The organism is Hydrogenophaga sp. A37 (genome assembly GCF_002001205.1).
In the GTDB taxonomy this organism is placed as follows: Bacteria; Pseudomonadota; Gammaproteobacteria; order Burkholderiales; family Burkholderiaceae_C; genus Hydrogenophaga.
The window spans coordinates 1-19,455 of sequence record NZ_MUNZ01000093.1; the positions used below are offsets into that span (position 1 = coordinate 1).

Consider the following 19,455-nt stretch of genomic DNA (forward strand, 5'->3'; position numbering starts at 1 on the left):
TCCCCACCCTCAGGCTCTACCGCAACCCCGTCTCGGGCCATTGCCATCGCGTTGAGTTGTTCCTCTCGCTGCTCGGCCTGCCGTTCGAAAGCATCGATGTGGACCTCGCACAGAAGCAGCACAAAGCCCCCGACTTCCTCGCCATGAACCCGCTGGGCCAGATCCCGGTGCTGCGCGATGGCGAGCTGACGCTGGCGGACTCGAACGCCATCCTGGTCTACCTCGAAGCCCGTTACGCGCCCGGCCAGTGGTTGCCGCGCGACCCGGTGGGCGCGGCGCGCGTGCAGCGCTGGCTGTCGTTGGCCGCCGGTCCGCTGGCCTTCGGGCCGGCCGCCGCCCGCGTGGTGCAGCTGTTCAAGCTGCCGACCGACCCGAAAGACGCCGTCGCGCGGGCCGAGGCACTGCTCGGGTTGATGGAGGTGGAGCTCCACCGCACGCCGTTTCTGGTGGGTGAGCGCGCCACGCTGGCCGATCTGGCGCACTACGCTTATGTGGCGCGCGCACCCGAGGGCCTGGTGTCGCTGCAGCCGTATCCGGCGATTCGGGCCTGGCTGGCGCGCGTCGAGGCGTTGCCCGGGTTCGTGCCCATGCTCAAGTCGCCGGTGGGATTGGCAGCATGAGCGCTCGCACAGCAGCTCGCATGGCGAAGGTACACACATGACCACTTTTCACCTAGGTGAACAGACCCTGCAGGCGCGCGTGGGCATGCAGGCGCAGCTGGCGCAGATCGGCCCGCGCGTGATGCGTGACCACATGCCCGACCAGCACCGCGAATTTTTCGGCCTGCTGCCCTTTGTGGTGGTGGCCAGCGTGGACGCACAGGGCCAGCCCTGGGCCAGCGTGCTCGCGGGCGCGCCGGGCTTCATGCACTCGCCCGACCCCGGGCACCTGCACGTCCGCGCACAGGCGCTGCCGCACGACCCCCTGCAACACACGCTGCATGAAGACGCTGCGCTCGGTCTGCTCGGCATCCAGCCACACACGCGCCGACGCAACCGCATGAATGGCAGGGCGCATTTGCGGGACGACGGCTTCATGGTCGAGGTGGTCCAGAGCTTCGGCAACTGCCCGAAGTACATCCAGGCGCGCGAGCCGCGGTGGACACCCGACGCGCCCGCCGGTCAGGTGGCGCACCAGGGCCCAGGGCTGGACGAGGCCTCGCGCGAGCTGATCCGTGCGGCCGACACCTTTTTCATTGCCACCGCGCACCCCGGTGCGGCCGCGGCGCGCGAGCCCAGCCACGGGGTGGACGTGTCGCACCGAGGCGGTTTGCCGGGTTTCGTGAAGGTCGAGGGCCAGCGCCTCACCGTGCCCGATTTTTTGGGCAACCAGTTCTTCAACACGCTGGGCAACATCGCGGTGCATCCGCTGGCGGGCCTGCTGTTCATGGACTTCGAACGCGGCGACCGGCTCTACCTCGCCACGCGCGCCAGCGTGGTGTGGGACGGCGCTGAGCTCTCGGCATTCGAGGGTGCGCAGCGCTTGCTGCGGTTGGAGGTCACACACGCCCAGCGCGTGCAGGGCGACTTGCCGTTGCGCTGGGGTCCAGCCGAGCGCTCACCCCACCTCGCCGGCATGGGGCATTGGCCATCCCGCTAGGCGAGGGCGCAAGGGCTCAGCCTCTCAGGGTGGGGCTATGTCTTGGCGCGCACCTCGTCGCGCCGCAGTGCCCGGCGCTTGGCCATCTCGCGGCCCATGCCCAGGGTGTCCGCGCCGATCAGGCGTTTCTTCGCCTCCGGGTAGGCGATGGACTCTTCCAGAATGATGTGGTCGAGGTACAGCGCTTCAAACACCTCCAGCGCGTGGCGCAACTCGACGGTGTCGAACCACAGGTTGCCGCCGGTCGCGGCCTCCAGCGAGGGTGCGATCTGAATCCAGTTTTCCTCCAGCCAGCCATGGTCCTGGATCAGGTGTTCGGTGGCCTGCACGACCTCGGCGTTCGGGCTGTCGAGCAGCGCGGGAAAGATGTGTTTCTCTTCGTCCAGATGGTGCTGCCGCGCCTCGCCGTTGAAGTAGTCGAGCACGCGCCGCGCCTGGGCCCGGTTGGCCTGGTTCAGGCCCGAGGATTCGATCGTGTCCACCAGCGTGTGCAGCAGTTTGATCTGGCTCTGGATCTCTTGATGGGTGCTGTCGAGGAACTCGAAGACGGCGATGGAAACGGGGGCGGCACTCATGTTGAACTCCTGTGGAACGGTGGGTTCATTCTGAAGAAGCTGCGCTGTCGCCCATTGATCTTGCTCAAGAAATGGTTCCCCCCACGCTCCGCCGCTGTGCGGGTCGCTGCCCCGTAGGGGCGCGGCCTTGCTTGGGGCGGCCCGTCGCTGCGGCAAAAAAAGCCCGCCGAAGCGGGCTCTCGACGAACAGCGGTGTTGGGGTCAGTACGTGTACACACCTCTGCCCGACTTGCGCCCCAGCCAGCCTGCCGCCACCATTTCCTTGAGCAGCGGGGCAGGGCGGTACTTGCTGTCGTTGTACTCGGCCATGTAGACGTTCATCACCGCCAGACACACATCCAGGCCAATCATGTCGGCCAGCGCCAGCGGGCCGATGGGCTGGTTGCAGCCGAGCTTCATGCCGGCATCGATGTCCTCCGGCGTGGCCAGGCCTTCGGCCAGCACGAAGAAGGCCTCGTTGATCATGGGCACCAGGATGCGGTTGACCACGAAGCCGGGGGCGTTCTTCACCGTGATCGGCGTCTTGCCCAGCGCTTCGGCCATGGCCTTCACGGCGTCGTGCGTGGCGTCGCTGGTCTGCAGGCCACGGATGATCTCCACCAGCGCCATCATGGGCACGGGGTTGAAGAAGTGCATGCCGATGAAGCGGTCGGGGCGCTGCGTGGCAGCGGCCAGTTTGGTGATGCTGATCGAGCTGGTGTTGGTGGCCACGATCACCTCAGGGGCCAGCAGACCGTCGAGCTGCTGCAGGATCTTGACCTTCAGGCTTTCGTTTTCGGTGGCGGCTTCGATGACGAGCTGCGCGCCCTTGAGGTCGTCGTAGTTCGTCGAGCCTTTGATCAGTGCCAGGGCCTTGTCCTTGTCGGCGGCCGTGATCTTTTCTTTCTTGATCAGGCGGTCCAGGCTGCCAGCGATGGTGGCCACGCCCTTGTCCACGGCCGCCTGGGCGATGTCGACCATGACCACGCGAAGGCCGCTGGTGGCGCAGGCCTGGGCGATGCCATTGCCCATGGTGCTCGAGCCGATGATGCCGACGGTTTGAATGCTGCTCATGAAGGGTTCACTCCTGTGTGGAACGTGTCAAAAAAAGCCATTGTCCGGGGTGGCGCTGGAAAGGAGCCGAAGGGGCGTCACGCAGGTGTCTTTCCTAGGCTGGCTCACCTACCGGCGCCTCCTGAGGCCGTGCTAACTTCCCGCAGATTGTCGCGCTGCATCTTGCAAGGGCATGACGGCGGCGCGCCACGCACGGGGAAGCGATTCCCGTGCCACACAACGGAGACCTCATGTTTGATTTCATCATCGTCGGCGGCGGATCGGCCGGCAGCGTGCTGGCGGGCCGCCTGAGCGAAGACCCGGCCGTGCGCGTGGCCCTGCTCGAAGCCGGTCCGGCGGACAAGAGCGTGCTGATCCACTGCCCGGGCGCCCTGGCCGTGATGGCCAAGTACGAGCTCAATGGCTGGGGCTACAGCACCACGCCGCAGCCGGGCCTGAACGGGCGGCGCGGCTACCAGCCGCGCGGCAAGGTGCTCGGCGGCTCCAGCTCGATCAACGCCATGATCTACGCGCGCGGCCATGCGCAGGACTACGACAGTTGGGCGGCCGAAGGCAACCCGGGCTGGTCGTTCGCGGATGTGCTGCCTTACTTCAAGCGCTCCGAACACAACGAGCGTGGCGCCGATGCGCTGCACGGCCAGGGTGGGCCGCTCAACGTGATGGACCTGCGCTCGCCGAACCCGTTCCTGCCGTCCTTCGTCGAGGCGGGTCAGCAGGCGGGCCAACGGGTCAACACCGATTTCAACGGCCCGGAGCAGGAAGGCGTGGGCGTCTACCAGGTCACGCACAAGAACGGTGAACGTTTCAGCGCCGCCAAGGCCTACCTCACGCCGCACCTGTCGAGACCCAACCTGAAGGTGATCACGGGCGCGCCGACCACGCGGGTGCTCACCGACACGGTGAACGGACAGCTGCGCGCGGTGGGCGTCGAATACCGGGCCGATGGCGGTCGCGGCGCTTCGCAAGCCTTGAACCTCAAGCCGGGTGGCGAGGTGCTGCTCTGCGCCGGCGCGTTCGGCTCACCGCAGCTGCTCATGCTCTCGGGCATCGGCCCGGCGGCGCACCTGCGCGAACACGGCATCAGCGTGGTGCATCACCTGCCCGGTGTGGGCGAGAACCTGCACGACCACCCCGACGTGGTGATGGTGGTCAACGCGCCCCGGCTCACCGAGCTGTTCGGTCTGTCGTGGAAGGGCGTGTTGAACATGCTCAAGGGCATCGTCGAGTGGCGACGCCAGCGCAGCGGCCCGCTCACCACCAACTTCGCCGAGGCGGGCGGTTTCATCAAGAGCGCGCCGGAAGAGGCGATCCCCGACCTGCAGCTGCACTTCGTGGTCGGCAAGCTGGTGGACCACGGCCGCAAGACGGTGCTGGGTCACGGCTATTCGTGCCACGTGTGTGTGCTGCGGCCGAAGAGCCGCGGCACGCTGCGCCTGGCCAGCGCCGACCCGCAGGTGATGCCGCTGATCGACCCCGCTTTCCTGAAAGACCCGGACGACGTGGCCCGGCTGGTGCGCGGCTTCAAGGTGATGCGGCACCTGTTGCAACAGCCCGCGCTGGCGCGCCACGGCGGCCAGGAATCGAAGGCATCGGCGGGCGCGCAGAGCGATGCCCAGATCGAGCAGTTCGTGCGCCACCACGCCGACACCATCTACCACCCGGTGGGCACCTGTCGCATGGGCAGCGATGCGATGGCGGTGGTCGATGCCCGCCTTCGCGTGCACGGCGTGCAGGGGCTGCGGGTGGTCGATGCGTCCGTCATGCCCAGCGTGGTCGGCGGCAACACCAATGCGCCGGTGATCATGATGGCGGAGAAGGCCACCGATATGATTCTGGAAGATCGTCAGGCCGCAGTGGCATGACGCCTATTCCGGGACCTCACCATGATTCTTGAACACGCCGACATCCGCATCGACCCCGCCAAGGCCACCGAATTTGAAGCAGCCATCACCCGCGGCGCCAGCACGGTGATCGCCCATGCCAAGGGCTTTCAGGGCTACAAGGTCAACCGCAGCATCGAGAGCCCGGGCCGCTACCTCCTGACGATTTATTGGGACACGCTGGAAGACCACACGGTGGGCTTCCGCCAGTCGCCAGCGTTTGCCGAATGGCGTGCCATCGTCGGCCCGTTCTTCGTCCAGCCGACGGTGGTGGAGCACCTGGAGCTCGTCAGCAAAAGCTGAGTCACATCCCACCCCCATCGCTGGCTCACTTCGTGTAGCCAGCTCAGCCCCTCAAGGGGCAATGCCTGCGGACCGGCGAACCCGGTTCCGCGGCATTCTTGGTTGGGATCACGCGCGCCGGATTCAGGCCGACGTCCGGCGCAACCCCGCCAGCACCAGTCCAAAGCCGATGAACACGCTGCCTGCCACGCGGTTGATCCACAGCGCGGCGCGTGGCCGCTGCAGCCAGCGGCGCGCCCGGCTCGCCAGCCACACATAGGTCAACAGGCACGACACCGAGGCGCACACGCTCAGCGACACCAGCGTGGCGAACTGCGGAAGCAAGGGCTGTTCGGTCTGCACGAACTGCGGGAACAGCGCGCCAAAGAACAGGATGGCTTTCGGGTTGGTGAGCGAGACCCACAGGCCCAGGCGCAGCATCTGCGCGTCGCTGGCGGGCGGCGCTTCGCCGCGGTCGGGGCTCTCCAGTTCGAGCCCGCCGCGCGCCAGCAGCATGCGCGTGCCCAGGTACACCAGGTAGGCCGCGCCCACCCACTTCACCAGTGTGAACAGCCAGGCCGAGGTATGCAGGATCACGCCCAGGCCGAGGATGGACGCACCGGCCAGCAGCAACAGGCCCAACTGGTTGCCGAGCGTGGAAAAGAAGCCGGCGCGAAAACCGCGCGTGGCGCCGTTGCGCAGCGCCAGCAGCACCGCCGGGCCGGGCGTGGCCGCGGTGAGCCAGGTGATCAGGCTGTAGGCCAGCAGCAGTTGCAGGCTCATGGCTCGGTGGTGTTCAGGCCCGCGGCGCCGTCTGGCGCATCAGCGTGGACTTGCCGAACAGGCTCTCGATCAGGTCCACCGCCACCTCGGCGGTGCGGTTGCGCACGTCGAGCGCGGGGTTCAGTTCCATCACGTCGAGCGAGGCCAGGCGCCCGGTGTCGGCGATCATTTCCATGCAGAGCTGCGCCTCGCGGTAGGTCGGGCCGCCGGGCACGGTGGTGCCCACGCCGGGGGCGATTTCGGGGTCGAGAAAGTCCACATCGAAACTCACGTGCAGGTGGGTGTTGTCGTCCATGCCCATCAGCGCCTGGTCCATGGTGTGGCGCATGCCCATCTCGTCGATGTAGCGCATGTCGAACACCTCCAGCCCCGCTTCGTGCACCAGCCGCTTTTCGCCCGCGTCCACGCTGCGGATGCCGATCTGGCGCACCACGCTCGCGCTGATGGCCGGGGTGGTGCCACCGATGCCGGTGAGGGCGGCCGGACCCATGCCGCAGAGCAGGGCCACCGGCATGCCGTGAATGTTGCCGCTGGGCGTGAGGGCGGCGGTGTTGAAGTCGGCGTGGGCGTCGAGCCAGAGCACGCGCAGCGTCTTGCCGGTGTCGCGGCAATGGCGCGCGACCGCGCTGATCGACCCCAGCCCGAGACAATGGTCGCCGCCGAGCACGATGGGCATGCGGCCCAGCGCCAGCTCGGCGTGCACCGCGTCGTGCAGGGCGGTGTTCCAGGCCACCACCTCGGGCAGGTGGCGGTAGCCCTCGGTGGGCGGCAACCAGGGGTTGGCCGGGCCGCCCAGGTTGCCACGGTCGGCCACCTGCAGGCCATGGCTTTCCAGCACGGCCTGGAGGCCTGCCACGCGCAGGGCTTCGGGGCCCATGGAGGCGCCGCGCGCGCCCGCGCCGATGTCGGTGGGGGCGCCAATGAGACTGATGGGATTTTGCATGCCCTTATTGTGAAGCGAGTCGCCCCGCTGACCGACAATCGCGGGCCCGATTCACCACCGCGCGCTGCGGTTTCTTTCTGCCCCTGCCGTGCACCCTTTCTGGACCTCCTGCGGCCACGACCGCCTTGAATGCAATCCCCGTGGCTGGCTTGTGCCCACCGACGGCTACTGGCGGCTGTGGCTGGAGCGGCCCGAACTCGCTTTGGTGGACGAGTCGTGCGAGGGTGAAAGAGCTCTGCACGCGGCCCTGGTGGAGTCGCCCCTTCGAGCTGTCAATGCCGTTGAGCTCGACGCCATTGAAGACGCCGACGTGCGCGCCAACTTCCGCCTGTTTCTCGGTTTCCGCGACACGGTGCAGGCGGCGGGCTCGCTCGAAGCGGCCTACGCGGGCTTCTTCCGGGACGGCGCGATCCAGATGCCCCCGCTGTTCCTGGACCTCATGGTGCAGGCCATCGTCTGCCACCTGCTGAGCGGCGACGACGATGCCTGGCACTGGCGCGCGGCCGAGCTGCTGTTTCGCCGCCAGCGCGTGAGCGTGCAGGACGGTCGCGTGCTCTGTGGCGACAGCGCGGTGCTGGACATGATGAGCCAGACCGGCGGGCTCGGTGACATGGGCCGCTTGCTGATGCAGGGCGGCGCGGCGCTGCCGACGGTGCAGATGGACGTGCTGGGGCCGGACAACGCCGCGCGCTACCGGCAGAGCCAGGCGGGGGAGGGCCGTTTCAACTTTTTGCTCGATCTCACGCACGAGGTGCAAAACGAGCTGCCCCACGGCCTGACCCTGACGATGAACCGCGCCGACTCGGGCCTGAAAGCGCTGGCCCGGGTGCTGGAGCGGTGGGTAGGGCACTTCCTGGGCGCATCGGTGCAGATCCAGCCCGAGTCGCGCGTGGAAGACCCGTCGTGGCGCTGGCACCTGGGTCTGGACGCCGAGTCCAGCCCCTTGCTCAACGACCTCTACCTGGGCCACGAGGTGGCGCCCGAGCGCCTGCAGCGGCTGATCAGCCTGTTCCGACTGCGCTTTGACGACCCTCAGCAGATGCGGGCCGATCTGCAGGGCAAGCCGGTCTACCTGGGGCTGTCCATGACGGCCGACGGCCTGCTCAAGCTCAAGCCGCAGAACCTGTTGCTCAACCTGCCGCTGGCGCGGACGGTGTGACCCCGTTCGCCGGCGCAGCGCTCACATGTTGCGCCGGTACTGACCACCCACCTCAAACAACGCGCTGGTGATCTGACCGAGCGAGCAGCAGCGCACCGCGTCCATCAGCACCTCGAACACGTTTCGGTTCTCGATCACGGCGAGCTTCAGGCGTGCGAGCTGGGCGGGCGCCTCGTTGGCATGCCGGGTGTGGAAGTCGGCCAGCCGCTGCAGCTGGCTTTGTTTTTCTTCTTCGGTCGAACGCGCGAGCTCGATGGTCTCGGGCGTCTGGTCGCCGTGCGGGTTGCGGAAGGTGTTGACACCGATGATGGGGTACTCGCCGGTGTGCTTGAGCATCTCGTAGTGCATGCTCTCTTCCTGGATCTTGCTGCGCTGGTAGCCGGTTTCCATCGCGCCCAGCACGCCGCCACGCTCGGCAATCTTCTCGAACTCGCTCAGCACCATTTCTTCCACCAGCTCGGTCAGCTCGTCGATGATGAAGGCGCCCTGGTTGGGGTTCTCGTTCTTGGCCAGCCCCCACTCGCGGTTGATGATGAGCTGGATCGCCATCGCGCGGCGCACCGACTCTTCGGTCGGCGTGGTGATGGCTTCATCGAACGCGTTGGTGTGCAGCGAGTTGCAGTTGTCGTAGATCGCGATCAGCGCCTGCAAGGTGGTGCGGATGTCGTTGAACTGGATTTCCTGGGCATGCAGGCTGCGGCCGCTGGTCTGGATGTGGTATTTCAACTTCTGAGACCGTTCATTCGCACCGTACTTCTCCTTCATCGCCACCGACCAGATGCGCCGCGCCACGCGGCCGAGCACGGTGTATTCCGGGTCCATGCCGTTGCTGAAGAAGAAGCTCAGGTTGGGCGCGAAGTCGTCGATGTGCATGCCGCGCGCCAGGTAGGCCTCCACAAACGTGAAGCCGTTGCTGAGCGTGAAGGCCAGCTGGCTGATCGGGTTGGCGCCGGCCTCGGCAATGTGGTACCCCGAGATCGAAACCGAGTAGAAGTTACGCACGTCGTGGTGCACGAAGTACTCGGCGATGTCGCCCATCACCTTCAATGAGAACTCGGTCGAGAAGATGCAGGTGTTCTGGCCCTGGTCTTCTTTCAATATGTCGGCCTGCACCGTGCCGCGCACGTTGGCCAGCACCCACTCGCGGATCTTGGCGGCTTCGGTGTCGGTCGGCTCGCGGCCGTTTTCGGCTTTGAACTTCTCCAGGTTCTGGTCGATGGCGGTGTTCATGAACATCGCCAGGATGCTCGGCGCCGGGCCGTTGATCGTCATGGACACCGAGGTGGTCGGGTGGCACAGGTCGAAGCCGCCGTAGAGCACCTTCATGTCGTCCAGCGTGGCGATGCTCACGCCCGAGTTGCCGACCTTGCCGTAGATGTCGGGCCGCGGATCGGGGTCGTTGCCGTACAGCGTGACCGAGTCGAAGGCGGTGGACAACCGCTTGGCGGGCATGCCTTCGGACAGCAGCTTGAAGCGGCGGTTGGTGCGGAAGGGGTCGCCTTCGCCGGCAAACATGCGCGTCGGGTCCTCGCCCTCGCGCTTGAAGGCGAAGGTGCCCGAGGTGTAGGGGAAGCTGCCGGGCACGTTGTCGAGCATCAGCCACTTGAGCAACTCGCCGTGGTCCTCGTACTGCGGCAGCGCGACCTTGCGGATGGTGGTGCCGCTGAGCGACTTCGTGGTCAGCGCGGTGCGGATCTCCTTGTCGCGGATCTTCACCACGTACTCGTCGCCCGCGTAGGCCTTCTGCATGTCGGGCCACTGGGCCAGCAGCTTGCGCGCGGCCGGGTCCTGCGTCAGCTCGCGGGATTCCGCGAGGTCGATGGCTGCTTCGGACGCCTTGGGCCGGTTGGGCTTGTCCACCGCCAGCATGTCGGCGGCGGCGCGCAGTTGTTGTATCTCGCGCGCCAGCTTCGCCTGTTCGCGCGCCTTCTTCTTGTAGCCGCGCACGGTGTCACAAATCTCGGCCAAGTAACGCGTGCGCGCGGGCGGCACGATGGGCGTCTGGTTGGTGCTGTGGCGCACGTTCACCCGCGGCAGGTGGCCGTCGGTGAGCGGCAGGCCGAGCGCGATCAGCCGCGCCTTGATGGCCTGGTACAGCGCGGTCACGCCGTCGTCGTTGAAGCGCGCGGCCATGGTGCCGAAGACCGGCATCTGGTCTGGCATGACGGTGAAGGCCTCGCGGTTGCGCTGCACCTGCTTGGCCACGTCGCGCAGCGCGTCGGCCGCGCCTTTGCGGTCGAACTTGTTGATCGCCACGAACTCGGCGAAGTCGAGCATGTCGATCTTCTCCAGCTGGCTGGCCGCGCCGAACTCGGGCGTCATCACGTACATCGGGATGTCCACGTGCGGCACGATGGCCGCGTCGCCCTGGCCGATGCCCGAGGTTTCGACCACGATGAGGTCGAAACCCGCCACCTTGCAGGCGGCCACCACGTCGGGCAGGGCGGCGCTGATCTCGCTGCTGGTGTCGCGCGTGGCGAGCGAACGCATGTAGACACGCTGCCCGTTGCTCCAGGGCGTGATCGCGTTCATGCGGATGCGGTCGCCGAGCAGGGCGCCGCCGCTCTTGCGGCGCGAGGGGTCGATCGAGATCACGGCCACGCGCAACGCGTCGTCCTGGTCAAGCCGGATGCGGCGGATCAGTTCGTCGGTCAGTGAAGACTTGCCGGCGCCGCCGGTGCCTGTGATGCCGAGCACGGGGGTTTGGCTGCCCGCTGCGACCTGGCGCATCGCGTCGAGCACCGACGCCTGGGCCTTGCCATTCTCGATGGCCGTGATCAGCTGCGCCAGAGCGCGCCAGTTCATTTCACCGTGACCCTGAATGGCTTCCATCGCCTTGGGCGCGTAGGCGCTGATGTCCCGGTCGCAGCGCATGACCATCTCGCCGATCATCCCCTGCAGGCCCATCTTCTGTCCGTCTTCGGGGCTGTAGATGCGGCCCACGCCGTAGTTGTGCAGCTCGCGGATTTCGGCCGGCACGATCACGCCGCCGCCGCCGCCGAACACCTGGATGTGCTCACCGCCGCGCGCGCGCAGCAGGTCCACCATGTACTTGAAGTACTCCACATGGCCGCCCTGGTAGGAGCTGATCGCGATGCCTTGCACGTCTTCCTGCAGCGCGGCGGTGACCACGTCGTCCACCGAGCGGTTGTGGCCCAGGTGGATCACCTCGGCGCCCATGCCTTGCAGGATGCGCCGCATGATGTTGATGGCCGCGTCGTGGCCGTCGAACAGGCTCGCGGCGGTCACGAAACGCACCTTGTTGGTGGGGCGGTAGTTGGCCAGGGCCTTGAAGTCGGCGGACAGGTCGCTCATCTCGGTGTCTCTCTCGGGTGGGTCGGTTGTTATTCGATGCGCAGGCCCTTGAGGGCCGGATTCTCGGGGGGGTAGCGCAGGTCCAGCGCCTGCAGGCTGTCGCGCACGAGCGTCGCGATCATCAGGTTGCGGTGGGTCTTGGAGTCGGCGGGCACCACGGTCCAGGGCGCCCAGGGCGTCGAGGTCGCGTGCAGCAGGTCTTCATAGGCCTTTTGGTACGCCGGCCACTGTTTGCGCACCTCCAGATCACCGAGGCTGAATTTCCAGTGTTTCTCGGGGTCGTCCACGCGCTCCTGAAGGCGTTGCTTTTGTTCTTCGCTGCCGATGTGCAGCATGCACTTGATGATCACCGTGCCGGTCTGGGCGAGCAGTCGCTCGAAGTGATTGATCTGCTGGTAGCGCTGCTGCGTTTGCTCGGGCTTGATCCAGCGGTTGACCACCGGCACCAGCACGTCTTCGTAGTGGCTGCGGTTGAAGACCATGATCTCGCCCGCGCCGGGCATCTTCTGGTGGATGCGCCAGAGGTAGTCGTGGTCTCGCTCGGGCTCGGTCGGCGCCTTCCATCCCACCGTGTGCACACCCAGCGGGCTGGTGCGCGCGAACACGCCGCGCACCGTGCCATCCTTGCCCGAGGTGTCGCTGCCCTGCAGCACCAGCAGCAGCTTGAAGCGGCGGTCGGCGTAGAAGCGGTCCTGCAGACCGTCCAACTCCAGGGCCAGCGCCTCCACCGCCGCGAGGTCGACGGCTTTCTTGCCCAGACTGAACGGCTTGGCGCCGGTGTCGAAGCTTTTGAGTGCCTGTGCCTGGCGCGCCTTGGCGCTGCGTTCACCCGCCTCCGGTGCGATCTGCCAGTCTTTCCACGGACCCAGGCTGGCGCGAATGGCGGCAGGGGGGAAGGGCAGCGTGGCGTCGTCGGGACTGGGCATGGCGGCTCCGGAAAGGGGGTGGGTGGCCGTCTGGCCGAGTTGACGTTTACGTAAACGTCATGGTAACCGGTTTGGCGAAAAATGACACCTGGACACCCCCAGGGAGATGTGCCGCCCGGCGATGTGGCCGATATGCTGTCGCGTTTTGCCTGACATGCTTTTTTTGGAAGCCGACCTGCCATGAAGCCGATCCAGTTGTTTGACCCCGCCTCCAGCACCTTCACCTATGTGCTGTTTGACCAGTCCACCCGCGACGCGCTCATCATCGATCCCGTGGACGACCAAATCGAGCGCGATCTGGCGACCCTGCGCGAGTACGGCCTGAAGCTCGTGTGGACGGTGGAGACCCATGCCCACGCAGACCACATCACCAGTGCCGGCAAGCTCGCCGAACTGACCGGCGCAAAGACCGCGGCCCCATTTGGCTGCGGCATCGGCACGGCGGGGGTGCAACTGCAACACGCCGACACCTTGTCGTTCGGCGGTGAGAGCCTGCGCGCCTTGCACACGCCCGGCCACACCGCAGGCAGCATGAGCTTCGTGTGGCGTGAACACGTGTTCACCGGCGACACGCTGCTCATCAATGGCTGCGGCCGCACCGACTTCCAGTCGGGCAGCGCCGCCGATCTCTACCGCAGCCTGACACAGGTGCTGTTTGCGCTGCCCGACGCGACCACCGTCTGGCCGGGGCACGACTACCAGGGCCGAAGCCACTCGACCATCGGTCAGGAGAAGGCCACCAACGCGCGTGTGGCGGGCAAGAGCGAAGCCGATTTTGTGGCCCTCATGGATGCCTTGGAACTGCCCAAACCCAGGCGCATCGACGAGGCCGTGCCGGCCAACCTCACGTCAGGCATCCGCCATGACGCGGACGGCGCGCTGCTCATGCAGCCGCGTGCGACTCAGGGCGGTTACGCCGGCGACGTGTCACCGCAGCTGGCCTGGCAGTGGATGCAGGCGGGCCAGGCCGTGCTGGTGGATGTGCGCACCGACGCCGAGCGTGAATGGGTGGGCTTTGTACCGGGCGCCGTGCCAGTGGCCTGGAAGCAGTGGCCGGGCATGGCCATGAACCCACAGTTTGACGACGCCGTGCGGCAAGCGGCGGCGGGCGGGAACAAACTGGTGCTGTTGTGTCGAAGCGGTGTGCGCTCGATCGCTGCCGCCAAACGGGCCACCGAGCTGGGCCTGGAGGCTTACAACATCCTCGAAGGTTTCGAGGGCGATCCCGACGCCCAGGCCCATCGCGGGCGAAGAGGCGGTTGGCGCCACCATGGTCTGCCCTGGCGCCAGAATTAGCCGACCTGCGGCCTCGGTCGGCTGAATGGAATCGCGATATCAGGTGGCATCGAAGGGCCGCCAGCGCCGCTTATCGGATAGGTCGCCCCAAACTTGATAAGAAAGCGTAACAACCCCTGTCAGACCTAACAGGTGGGGTGGCGGTTTCATCTTGTTTCTTTCTTCAATGGGTTCTTCTTTTCACAGGAGTACCCCATGGAATTGCTGGAAACCACCCATTCAACGCAACGTCTCGCACCCCGGCTGAGTGTCGCGCTGGAGGCCCGCGTGGAGCGGGACTTTGTGCCGCGCTGGAAGGATCTTTGGAACGAGCGTTTTGCCGTTCAAGGCGCACGGCCCGGTCCCAATTCGGTGCGATTGGATGGCAACGACTATTTGTCCGTTTCGGGTCACCCGGACATCGTTCGCGCGCAGGTCGAAGCCCTGACCCGTTGCGGCAATTTCGCGGTGCAGTCGGGTGTGTTCATGCACGATGAACATCCCACTCGAAATCTGGAATTGAAATTGGCCAATTGGGTGGGCATGGACGATGGATTCGTTTGCCAATCGGGTTATGCGGCCAATGTCGGTCTGATCCAGTCGGTCGCGAACCAGGACACGCCGGTGTATCTGGACGGACAGGCCCACGCCTCGTTGTGGGAGGGGGCGCACGCGGCCCGCGCCCCGGCGCACGTGTTCCGGCACAACGACCCGCAGCACCTCGACAAGCTCATGTCGCGCGCGGGGCCGGGTCTGGTGGCGGTGGACTCGGTCTACAGCACCACGGGCGCCTTGTGCCCTCTGGTGGAGATGCTGGATGTGGTCGAGCGGCACGGCTCCATGATCCTGGTCGATGAATCGCATTCACTGGGCACGCACGGTCCGCGCGGTGCGGGGTTGTGTGCGCAGCTGGGTGTGACCGACCGGGTGCACTTCATCTCGGCCAGCCTGGCCAAGGCGCTCGCGGGCCGCGCGGGGTTTTTCAGCGCGCCCGCCCGGCTGCGGTACCACATCCTCACCTCGAGCTTTCCCAACATCTTCAGCTCCTGCGTGCTGCCGCACGAGGCGATCGGTCTCGGCGCGACGGTGGACGTGCTGCAGCAGGCCGATGCCGCGCGGGCCACGCTGCAGCGGCACACCCGGCGCATGCGCCAGTCGCTCACTGACATGGGCTACCCCATCCATCAGGGGACCGAGCAGATCATTGCGCTGGAGGCTGGGCTCGAACCCGACACGATCCGCTTGCGCGACGAGCTGGATGCCCGGGGCGTGCACACGGCGTTCTTTGGCGCGCCCGCGACCAGCCGCAACCGGTCGCTCGCCAGAATGACCCTGCACGCCGCGCTGACCGAGGCGGAGCTGATCCATGTCGAGGCCGCCGCCCAGGAGGTCGCGGCGCTGGTGAAGCCCTGGGAGTGGCCGGTGGCTCGCAGGAACCGGGGGGCGACTCATACGGCATTGCCTTCAAACGTATAACTTCGTTGCTTCGCCTGGCCGTGCTTTAGCACTGTCTGCGGCTTCGCGCCTTGTTCTACGCTTGAATGCAAAACCGTATCAGCTGTCGTGAATCGTGCGCGACCCCTGCATGTCCAGGAAGTTGTGGTACGGGTAGATCGGGTGCGGTGTGTCGGCCTCGTCCAGGCTGAACACCGCGCCGGTGAGCAGGCCCTCGTCGCCGATGGCAAAGGCGGGGGCGGTGCGGATCGGGCCGCGCAGGCCCAGTTGCTGGTGCAGCTCAACCGCCGGCAGCAGCGTGCCGTTCTGAATGGCGCGCACGGTGTCAAACCCCAGCCCGGCCGAGCGGGCCAGCTCGGCGAGGTCGTTGAGGCCCGAGCCGGGTTCAAGCTGCAACCAATGGCAGTGCCCCGCCGCGTCCAGCCCCAGCATGCCAAACGGTTCGCCCAGCACCACGTATTCGATCCAGTGCTTCAGCGCGTGGGCTTGCAGCGCTTCGGCCACCGAAGGCACCTGCAGCAGCGATTGCTGAGCCGGTTGCAGTGCGGTCCGCCACACGGTGTTGAGCCGCGGGTGGGCGGCGTGGGCGAGCCGGACCAGGGTGGTCAGCAGGCGCCCGGCAATGTCGGCCGTCTGCTTGGCAATGAACTGGTCGATCAAACCCTGGTTGAAGGCCTGAATGGCAATCTGTTCGTCGGCCTGACCGGTCAGCAGGATGCGCGAGCCGGGCCAGTCCAGCAGGGTTTTGAGCACCTTGAGGCCGTCGGTGCCGGGCATGGCGTAGTCGACCACACAGGTGTGCGCCAACTGGTAGCGCGCCGGGTTGGTGCCCCAGTAGCGCATCACCTGGGGCAGCAGGGGATGGCCCTGGCGCCAGCGTTCGATCATCAGCAAATGCAGAGCCGCGTCCGCTTCCCAGCGCGAAGGCTCGTCGCGCATGCGGTTCAGGAACGCCGCAGGACGGGAATACAGCTCCACCTGCAGGTGCGTGGGCACGACCATGCCGAGCATCTCCAGGTAGTCGATGTCGTCATCGAGAAAGAGAATGCAGCCCGAGCGGTGGTACAGCGGAAGTTTGAGGGCCATGGATCAAGCGGTATCAGGGGATGGTTCGGCGGATGTGTGGTGATGAATGGGAAGGGTGACCGTGAAGGTGGCACCGTGCGGAGGCTCGGAGCGCAGGCTCAGATGACCATCAGCCGCTTCCACCACATTCTTGCAAAAGGTCAGGCCCAGCCCATTGCCCACGGTGCTCTGAAGTGAAAAGAAAGGTTCGAAGACCCGCTGCTGCTTCGCCAGAGGGATGCCCGTGCCCTTGTCGGCCACCGTGAGACAACCGCGGCCCTGGGACACGTCCACCGTGATGTGCAGTGCGCCGGTCTGCAGTGCTTCGCTGGACGACGCCAGCGAATGGAGTGCATTTTTGATCAGATTCACCAGTACCTGGGAAAATTGAGCCCGTGAACCCAAGAAACAGAAGTCTTCTTTGAGTTCCAGGGTCACGCACTCGCGTTCGCCGGTGGACCGGTATGGGTACTGCGACACCACATCCTGGACCAGTTCAAACCCCATGATCCGGGTGGTTGGACGGGGCAGGCGCAGCAGCTGGGCGTTGGAGATCTGGGTGTCGATCTGCCGGTTCATGCTGCGCACCATGTTTTGCAACCGCGTCGAAAGCTCTTCGAGCTTCTTGCGTTTGATCTCGGGGACATCGGCTTGGGCCAGGCCGCGCAACACGTCGCCCATCAGATTGACCGAGGCCAGGGGCGTGCGCAGCTCGTGTGCCATGACGCCCATGGTGCTCAGGGTGTTGATGAGCCGCGCGCGGCGCAGGTTGGCGCCCGACATGCCCAACATGATGCTCATCACCCAGGCGAAGGCCAGGACCGCGAGGTTGTCCAGGTCCAGACCCAGCCAAGCCTGATCGGTGCGGGTGAGTTGAAACAGGATGGCTGCCAGGCCAAACCCGGTCACCGTGCCCAGCGTGGCCAGCCGCCAGTCGGTGATGTGGTAGTAGATCAGGACCATCGAGCAGAGGCTGGCCAGCCAGACCTTGTTGCCCTCGTTCATCAGGTACATCCAGCCAAAGTACAGCGGCAGTTGCATCCAGAAGATGAGGCCGAACACCCAGACACTGGTTTTGGCGCTCAAGTCGCGGTTCACGCGATTGAGCAGCAACAGCAGTCCCATGAAGGCCAGTCCGACCCGCACACTGAAGACCTCGTGGGGTTGCGGCAGCAAACGCCCCCACATCCAGGCAAACAGGAAGTGGCCGCCAAATGTGAATAGGCCCAGCCACTGAAGCCGCACCGTGGATGGGTGCAAAATAGGCTCCAGAGGAGCGCGGACAATTTCGTCCACCACCCAGCGCCAGAGCCTTGCACTGGCGTTGTGAACCCTGAGGCGGTCCAGCGGCAACATGTATTCCTTTCAGCTTCGGCCAACAACCTTCGCCAGAGCCTCCTGGGCGAACCACTGCATTGTCCCTTTTGTGGGAGGTGCCCGGCCATGACACTGCCTGTCAATTTTGACAGCGTGGGTGTGGACGCTATTCTGGCCGATTGGGTTCGTGCCTTGCAGGACCACGGCGTGGAGGCGGTCATGGTGCTGGGGCCGAATCCGCTGGGCGGGCGCGACGAGCGCGAGGTGCTCGCGGTGCATCCACCGCGACTGCTCGGCCCGGCGCAGGCCTTGGCCGAGAGCTCGGATTTCGGCTCCAGCTGGCGCGACAGCGACGCGCCACTGGTGGCCTGGCAGGACATTTCCAAATCGGCCTACGCCGAGCAGGCCGGGCGCTGGCGGCGCCTGTGGTTGGCGCACGGCCACCAGACGCTGGTGCGCGTGGCGTTCAGCCTGCCGGCGGGCCGGGCGTTCGAGTGTTTCATGTTCAGCCCGCGCGCTTTTGCGGACCGTTCGGAAGCCGCTTCGCTGGCCTGGTCGGCGTTCAATATCTGGCCGATGCTGCGGCGCGCGATCGCCGACCAGCGCGTGACCCTGAGTCCGCGCGAGCAGGAAAGCCTGAACCTCGCGTTCGAGGGGCTGACCGCCCGAGAAACGGCGCTGCGCATGGACTGTTCCGAGCGCACGGTGAACTACCACCTGGCCAACGCGATGACCAAACTCAAGACCGACAACAAGTTGTCGGCCGTGCAGCGAGCCTGCTGGATCGGTTTGATTTGACCCACCCCCGCCGCGCTACGAGCGACCCGGTCAGAGCCGGTTCCACCGCCTCCTGGGTTGATCCCTTCGCGCCGAAGCTGGCCTCCCGTCGAAGGCGCGGCAGGGGTTGTCCCGCAGCATCCGTGCTGCGCCGCCGCATATTCGGTGTGGCCCCTTGTTCATAATCGAGCCATGACACTCTTGGCCCTGGACGTAGGCAACACACGATTGAAGTGGGCGCTGTACGACGTACCCCGAGTGGGCGGACGCTTGTTGGCGCACGGTGCCCAGTTCCTGGAGAACATCGAGAAGCTCGCCGACGGTGACTGGAGCGCCCTGCCAGCCCCCACCTGGGTGCTGGGCTGTGTGGTGGCCGGCGATGCCGTCAAGCGCCGCGTGGTCGAGCAAATGGAGTTGTGGGACGTGGCCCCGCAATGGGTGGTCTCCAGCGCCGCAGAAGCCGGCGTGACCAATGGCTACGATCATCCGGCCCGGCTGGGTTCAGACCGTTGGGTGGCCATGATCGGCGCGCGTCAGCGGCTGTTGCGGCAAGGTCCTCAGCGGCCCTGCGTGGTGGTGATGGTCGGTACCGCCGTGACGGTGGAGGCCATCGACGCCGAAGGGCGGTTTCTTGGCGGCATCATCCTGCCGGGCCACGGCATCATGTTGCGCGCCCTGGAGTCGGGCACGGCCGGCCTGCACGTGCCGACCGGCGAGGTGCGTGACTTCCCCACCAACACCAGCGACGCGCTCACCAGCGGTGGCACCTTCGCCATCTCAGGCGCGGTGCAGCGCATGGTGGACAACCTCCAGCGCCACTGCGGTGAAACGCCGGCGGTCTTCATGACCGGTGGTGCCGGCTGGAAGATGGCGCCGAGCATGTCAACGCCATGCGAGCTGGTGGACAGCCTGATCTTCGACGGGCTGCTGGAAATCGCACATCAACGCTTGACGTAGCCCCCGTGCCGCAGAGATGGCTCCCCCCGCGCCGCCTGCGGCGTCACCCCCAGGGGGCGGCACTGGCGGCCCGGCAAAGCCGGTTCCGCGGTGC

17 protein-coding genes and 1 pseudogene are annotated in these 19,455 nt (G+C 66.2%); 10 read left to right on the top strand and 8 right to left on the bottom strand.

Annotation, left to right across the window (positions count from 1 at the left end):
- Both B0E41_RS09985 and B0E41_RS09990 read left to right on the top strand, forming a co-directional pair.
- A partial coding sequence (locus B0E41_RS09985) for a glutathione S-transferase (protein WP_143433765.1) occupies positions 1 to 620 on the top strand: 620 nt, incomplete at its 5' end.
- Positions 621 to 657: 37 nt separating this feature from the next.
- Complete coding sequence (locus B0E41_RS09990; RefSeq protein WP_077330944.1) at positions 658 to 1,599, top strand: pyridoxamine 5'-phosphate oxidase family protein; 942 nt, start codon at positions 658 to 660, stop codon at positions 1,597 to 1,599.
- A 35-nt stretch (positions 1,600 to 1,634) separates the two neighbouring features.
- On the opposite strand, the gene B0E41_RS09995 is transcribed toward B0E41_RS09990, so the two are convergent.
- Both B0E41_RS09995 and B0E41_RS10000 read right to left on the bottom strand, forming a co-directional pair.
- The gene (locus B0E41_RS09995) at positions 1,635 to 2,174 is read right to left on the bottom strand and encodes a hemerythrin domain-containing protein (RefSeq protein WP_077330945.1); all 540 of its coding nucleotides are present in this window, start codon (positions 2,172 to 2,174) and stop codon (positions 1,635 to 1,637) included.
- A 201-nt stretch (positions 2,175 to 2,375) separates the two neighbouring features.
- Positions 2,376 to 3,227: a 3-hydroxybutyryl-CoA dehydrogenase gene (locus tag B0E41_RS10000; RefSeq protein WP_077330946.1), complete on the bottom strand. Its 852-nt coding sequence runs from the start codon at positions 3,225 to 3,227 to the stop codon at positions 2,376 to 2,378.
- Between the two features lie 230 nt (positions 3,228 to 3,457).
- Here B0E41_RS10000 and B0E41_RS10005 point away from each other — a divergent pair, with 230 nt between their 5' ends.
- Both B0E41_RS10005 and B0E41_RS10010 read left to right on the top strand, forming a co-directional pair.
- The gene (locus B0E41_RS10005) at positions 3,458 to 5,089 is read left to right on the top strand and encodes a choline dehydrogenase (RefSeq protein WP_077330947.1); all 1,632 of its coding nucleotides are present in this window, start codon (positions 3,458 to 3,460) and stop codon (positions 5,087 to 5,089) included.
- A 21-nt stretch (positions 5,090 to 5,110) separates the two neighbouring features.
- Entirely contained in the window at positions 5,111 to 5,410 is a 300-nt protein-coding gene (locus B0E41_RS10010) for an antibiotic biosynthesis monooxygenase family protein (protein WP_077330948.1), read from the top strand.
- Positions 5,411 to 5,533: 123 nt separating this feature from the next.
- Here the strand turns inward: B0E41_RS10010 and B0E41_RS10015 are convergent, their stop codons facing one another.
- Positions 5,534 to 6,172 (bottom strand): LysE family translocator, encoded by a 639-nt coding sequence (locus B0E41_RS10015; RefSeq protein ID WP_077330949.1) that lies wholly within the window; start codon positions 6,170 to 6,172, stop codon positions 5,534 to 5,536.
- 13 nt (positions 6,173 to 6,185) lie between these two features.
- Positions 6,186 to 7,115, bottom strand: coding sequence for an arginase (gene rocF, locus B0E41_RS10020; RefSeq protein WP_077330950.1), 930 nt, complete (start codon positions 7,113 to 7,115; stop codon positions 6,186 to 6,188).
- 88 nt (positions 7,116 to 7,203) lie between these two features.
- Between rocF and B0E41_RS10025 the strand changes: the two genes are divergently transcribed.
- Positions 7,204 to 8,274, top strand: a complete 1,071-nt coding sequence (locus B0E41_RS10025; protein ID WP_077330951.1) for a DUF6352 family protein — start codon at positions 7,204 to 7,206, stop codon at positions 8,272 to 8,274.
- Between the two features lie 21 nt (positions 8,275 to 8,295).
- Here B0E41_RS10025 and icmF read toward each other — a convergent pair whose 3' ends face one another.
- Together icmF and B0E41_RS10035 are read right to left on the bottom strand one after the other, a co-directional pair.
- The gene (gene icmF / locus B0E41_RS10030) at positions 8,296 to 11,589 is read right to left on the bottom strand and encodes a fused isobutyryl-CoA mutase/GTPase IcmF (RefSeq protein ID WP_077330952.1); all 3,294 of its coding nucleotides are present in this window, start codon (positions 11,587 to 11,589) and stop codon (positions 8,296 to 8,298) included.
- A gap of 29 nt (positions 11,590 to 11,618) precedes the next feature.
- Positions 11,619 to 12,515 carry a PPK2 family polyphosphate kinase gene (locus B0E41_RS10035; protein ID WP_077330953.1) on the bottom strand — a complete coding sequence of 299 codons (897 nt, stop codon included), beginning with the start codon at positions 12,513 to 12,515 and terminating at the stop codon, positions 11,619 to 11,621.
- A 180-nt stretch (positions 12,516 to 12,695) separates the two neighbouring features.
- Here B0E41_RS10035 and B0E41_RS27550 point away from each other — a divergent pair.
- The 3 genes and pseudogenes from B0E41_RS27550 to cqsA form a co-directional block, all read left to right on the top strand.
- A pseudogene (locus tag B0E41_RS27550) lies at positions 12,696 to 13,196 on the top strand (MBL fold metallo-hydrolase); the annotation flags it as partial.
- A 204-nt stretch (positions 13,197 to 13,400) separates the two neighbouring features.
- The gene (locus B0E41_RS27555) at positions 13,401 to 13,811 is read left to right on the top strand and encodes a rhodanese-like domain-containing protein (protein WP_253194763.1); all 411 of its coding nucleotides are present in this window, start codon (positions 13,401 to 13,403) and stop codon (positions 13,809 to 13,811) included.
- A gap of 195 nt (positions 13,812 to 14,006) precedes the next feature.
- Positions 14,007 to 15,266 carry an alpha-hydroxyketone-type quorum-sensing autoinducer synthase gene (cqsA, locus tag B0E41_RS10045; RefSeq protein ID WP_077330955.1) on the top strand — a complete coding sequence of 420 codons (1,260 nt, stop codon included), beginning with the start codon at positions 14,007 to 14,009 and terminating at the stop codon, positions 15,264 to 15,266.
- Between the two features lie 78 nt (positions 15,267 to 15,344).
- Here cqsA and B0E41_RS10050 read toward each other — a convergent pair whose 3' ends face one another.
- Together B0E41_RS10050 and B0E41_RS10055 are read right to left on the bottom strand one after the other, a co-directional pair.
- On the bottom strand, positions 15,345 to 16,331 hold the full coding sequence (locus B0E41_RS10050; protein ID WP_077330956.1) for a response regulator: 987 nt from the start codon (positions 16,329 to 16,331) through the stop codon (positions 15,345 to 15,347).
- Between the two features lie 3 nt (positions 16,332 to 16,334).
- Complete coding sequence (locus B0E41_RS10055; RefSeq protein ID WP_253194757.1) at positions 16,335 to 17,666, bottom strand: HAMP domain-containing sensor histidine kinase; 1,332 nt, start codon at positions 17,664 to 17,666, stop codon at positions 16,335 to 16,337.
- Positions 17,667 to 17,753: 87 nt separating this feature from the next.
- Here B0E41_RS10055 and B0E41_RS10060 point away from each other — a divergent pair, with 87 nt between their 5' ends.
- Both B0E41_RS10060 and B0E41_RS10065 read left to right on the top strand, forming a co-directional pair.
- Complete coding sequence (locus tag B0E41_RS10060) at positions 17,754 to 18,425, top strand: helix-turn-helix transcriptional regulator (RefSeq protein WP_077330957.1); 672 nt, start codon at positions 17,754 to 17,756, stop codon at positions 18,423 to 18,425.
- 171 nt (positions 18,426 to 18,596) lie between these two features.
- The gene (locus tag B0E41_RS10065) at positions 18,597 to 19,361 is read left to right on the top strand and encodes a type III pantothenate kinase (protein WP_077330958.1); all 765 of its coding nucleotides are present in this window, start codon (positions 18,597 to 18,599) and stop codon (positions 19,359 to 19,361) included.
- The last annotated feature ends 94 nt before the right edge of the window (positions 19,362 to 19,455 follow it).

Excerpts from the sequence above, each read along its gene's own strand:
- B0E41_RS10005 (WP_077330947.1), top strand. The coding sequence starts at position 3,458 with ATGTTTGATTTCATCATCGTCGGCGGCGGATCGGCCGGCAGCGTGCTG.
- rocF (WP_077330950.1), bottom strand. The coding sequence starts at position 7,115 with ATGCAAAATCCCATCAGTCTCATTGGCGCCCCCACCGACATCGGCGCG.
- B0E41_RS10010 (WP_077330948.1), top strand. The coding sequence starts at position 5,111 with ATGATTCTTGAACACGCCGACATCCGCATCGACCCCGCCAAGGCCACC.
- B0E41_RS10055 (WP_253194757.1), bottom strand. The coding sequence starts at position 17,666 with ATGTTGCCGCTGGACCGCCTCAGGGTTCACAACGCCAGTGCAAGGCTC.
- B0E41_RS09990 (WP_077330944.1), top strand. The coding sequence starts at position 658 with ATGACCACTTTTCACCTAGGTGAACAGACCCTGCAGGCGCGCGTGGGC.
- B0E41_RS10035 (WP_077330953.1), bottom strand. The coding sequence starts at position 12,515 with ATGCCCAGTCCCGACGACGCCACGCTGCCCTTCCCCCCTGCCGCCATT.
- B0E41_RS09995 (WP_077330945.1), bottom strand. The coding sequence starts at position 2,174 with ATGAGTGCCGCCCCCGTTTCCATCGCCGTCTTCGAGTTCCTCGACAGC.
- icmF (WP_077330952.1), bottom strand. The coding sequence starts at position 11,589 with ATGAGCGACCTGTCCGCCGACTTCAAGGCCCTGGCCAACTACCGCCCC.
- B0E41_RS10050 (WP_077330956.1), bottom strand. The coding sequence starts at position 16,331 with ATGGCCCTCAAACTTCCGCTGTACCACCGCTCGGGCTGCATTCTCTTT.
- cqsA (WP_077330955.1), top strand. The coding sequence starts at position 14,007 with ATGGAATTGCTGGAAACCACCCATTCAACGCAACGTCTCGCACCCCGG.
- B0E41_RS10060 (WP_077330957.1), top strand. The coding sequence starts at position 17,754 with ATGACACTGCCTGTCAATTTTGACAGCGTGGGTGTGGACGCTATTCTG.
- B0E41_RS10000 (WP_077330946.1), bottom strand. The coding sequence starts at position 3,227 with ATGAGCAGCATTCAAACCGTCGGCATCATCGGCTCGAGCACCATGGGC.
- B0E41_RS27555 (WP_253194763.1), top strand. The coding sequence starts at position 13,401 with ATGCAGCCGCGTGCGACTCAGGGCGGTTACGCCGGCGACGTGTCACCG.
- B0E41_RS10015 (WP_077330949.1), bottom strand. The coding sequence starts at position 6,172 with ATGAGCCTGCAACTGCTGCTGGCCTACAGCCTGATCACCTGGCTCACC.
- B0E41_RS10065 (WP_077330958.1), top strand. The coding sequence starts at position 18,597 with ATGACACTCTTGGCCCTGGACGTAGGCAACACACGATTGAAGTGGGCG.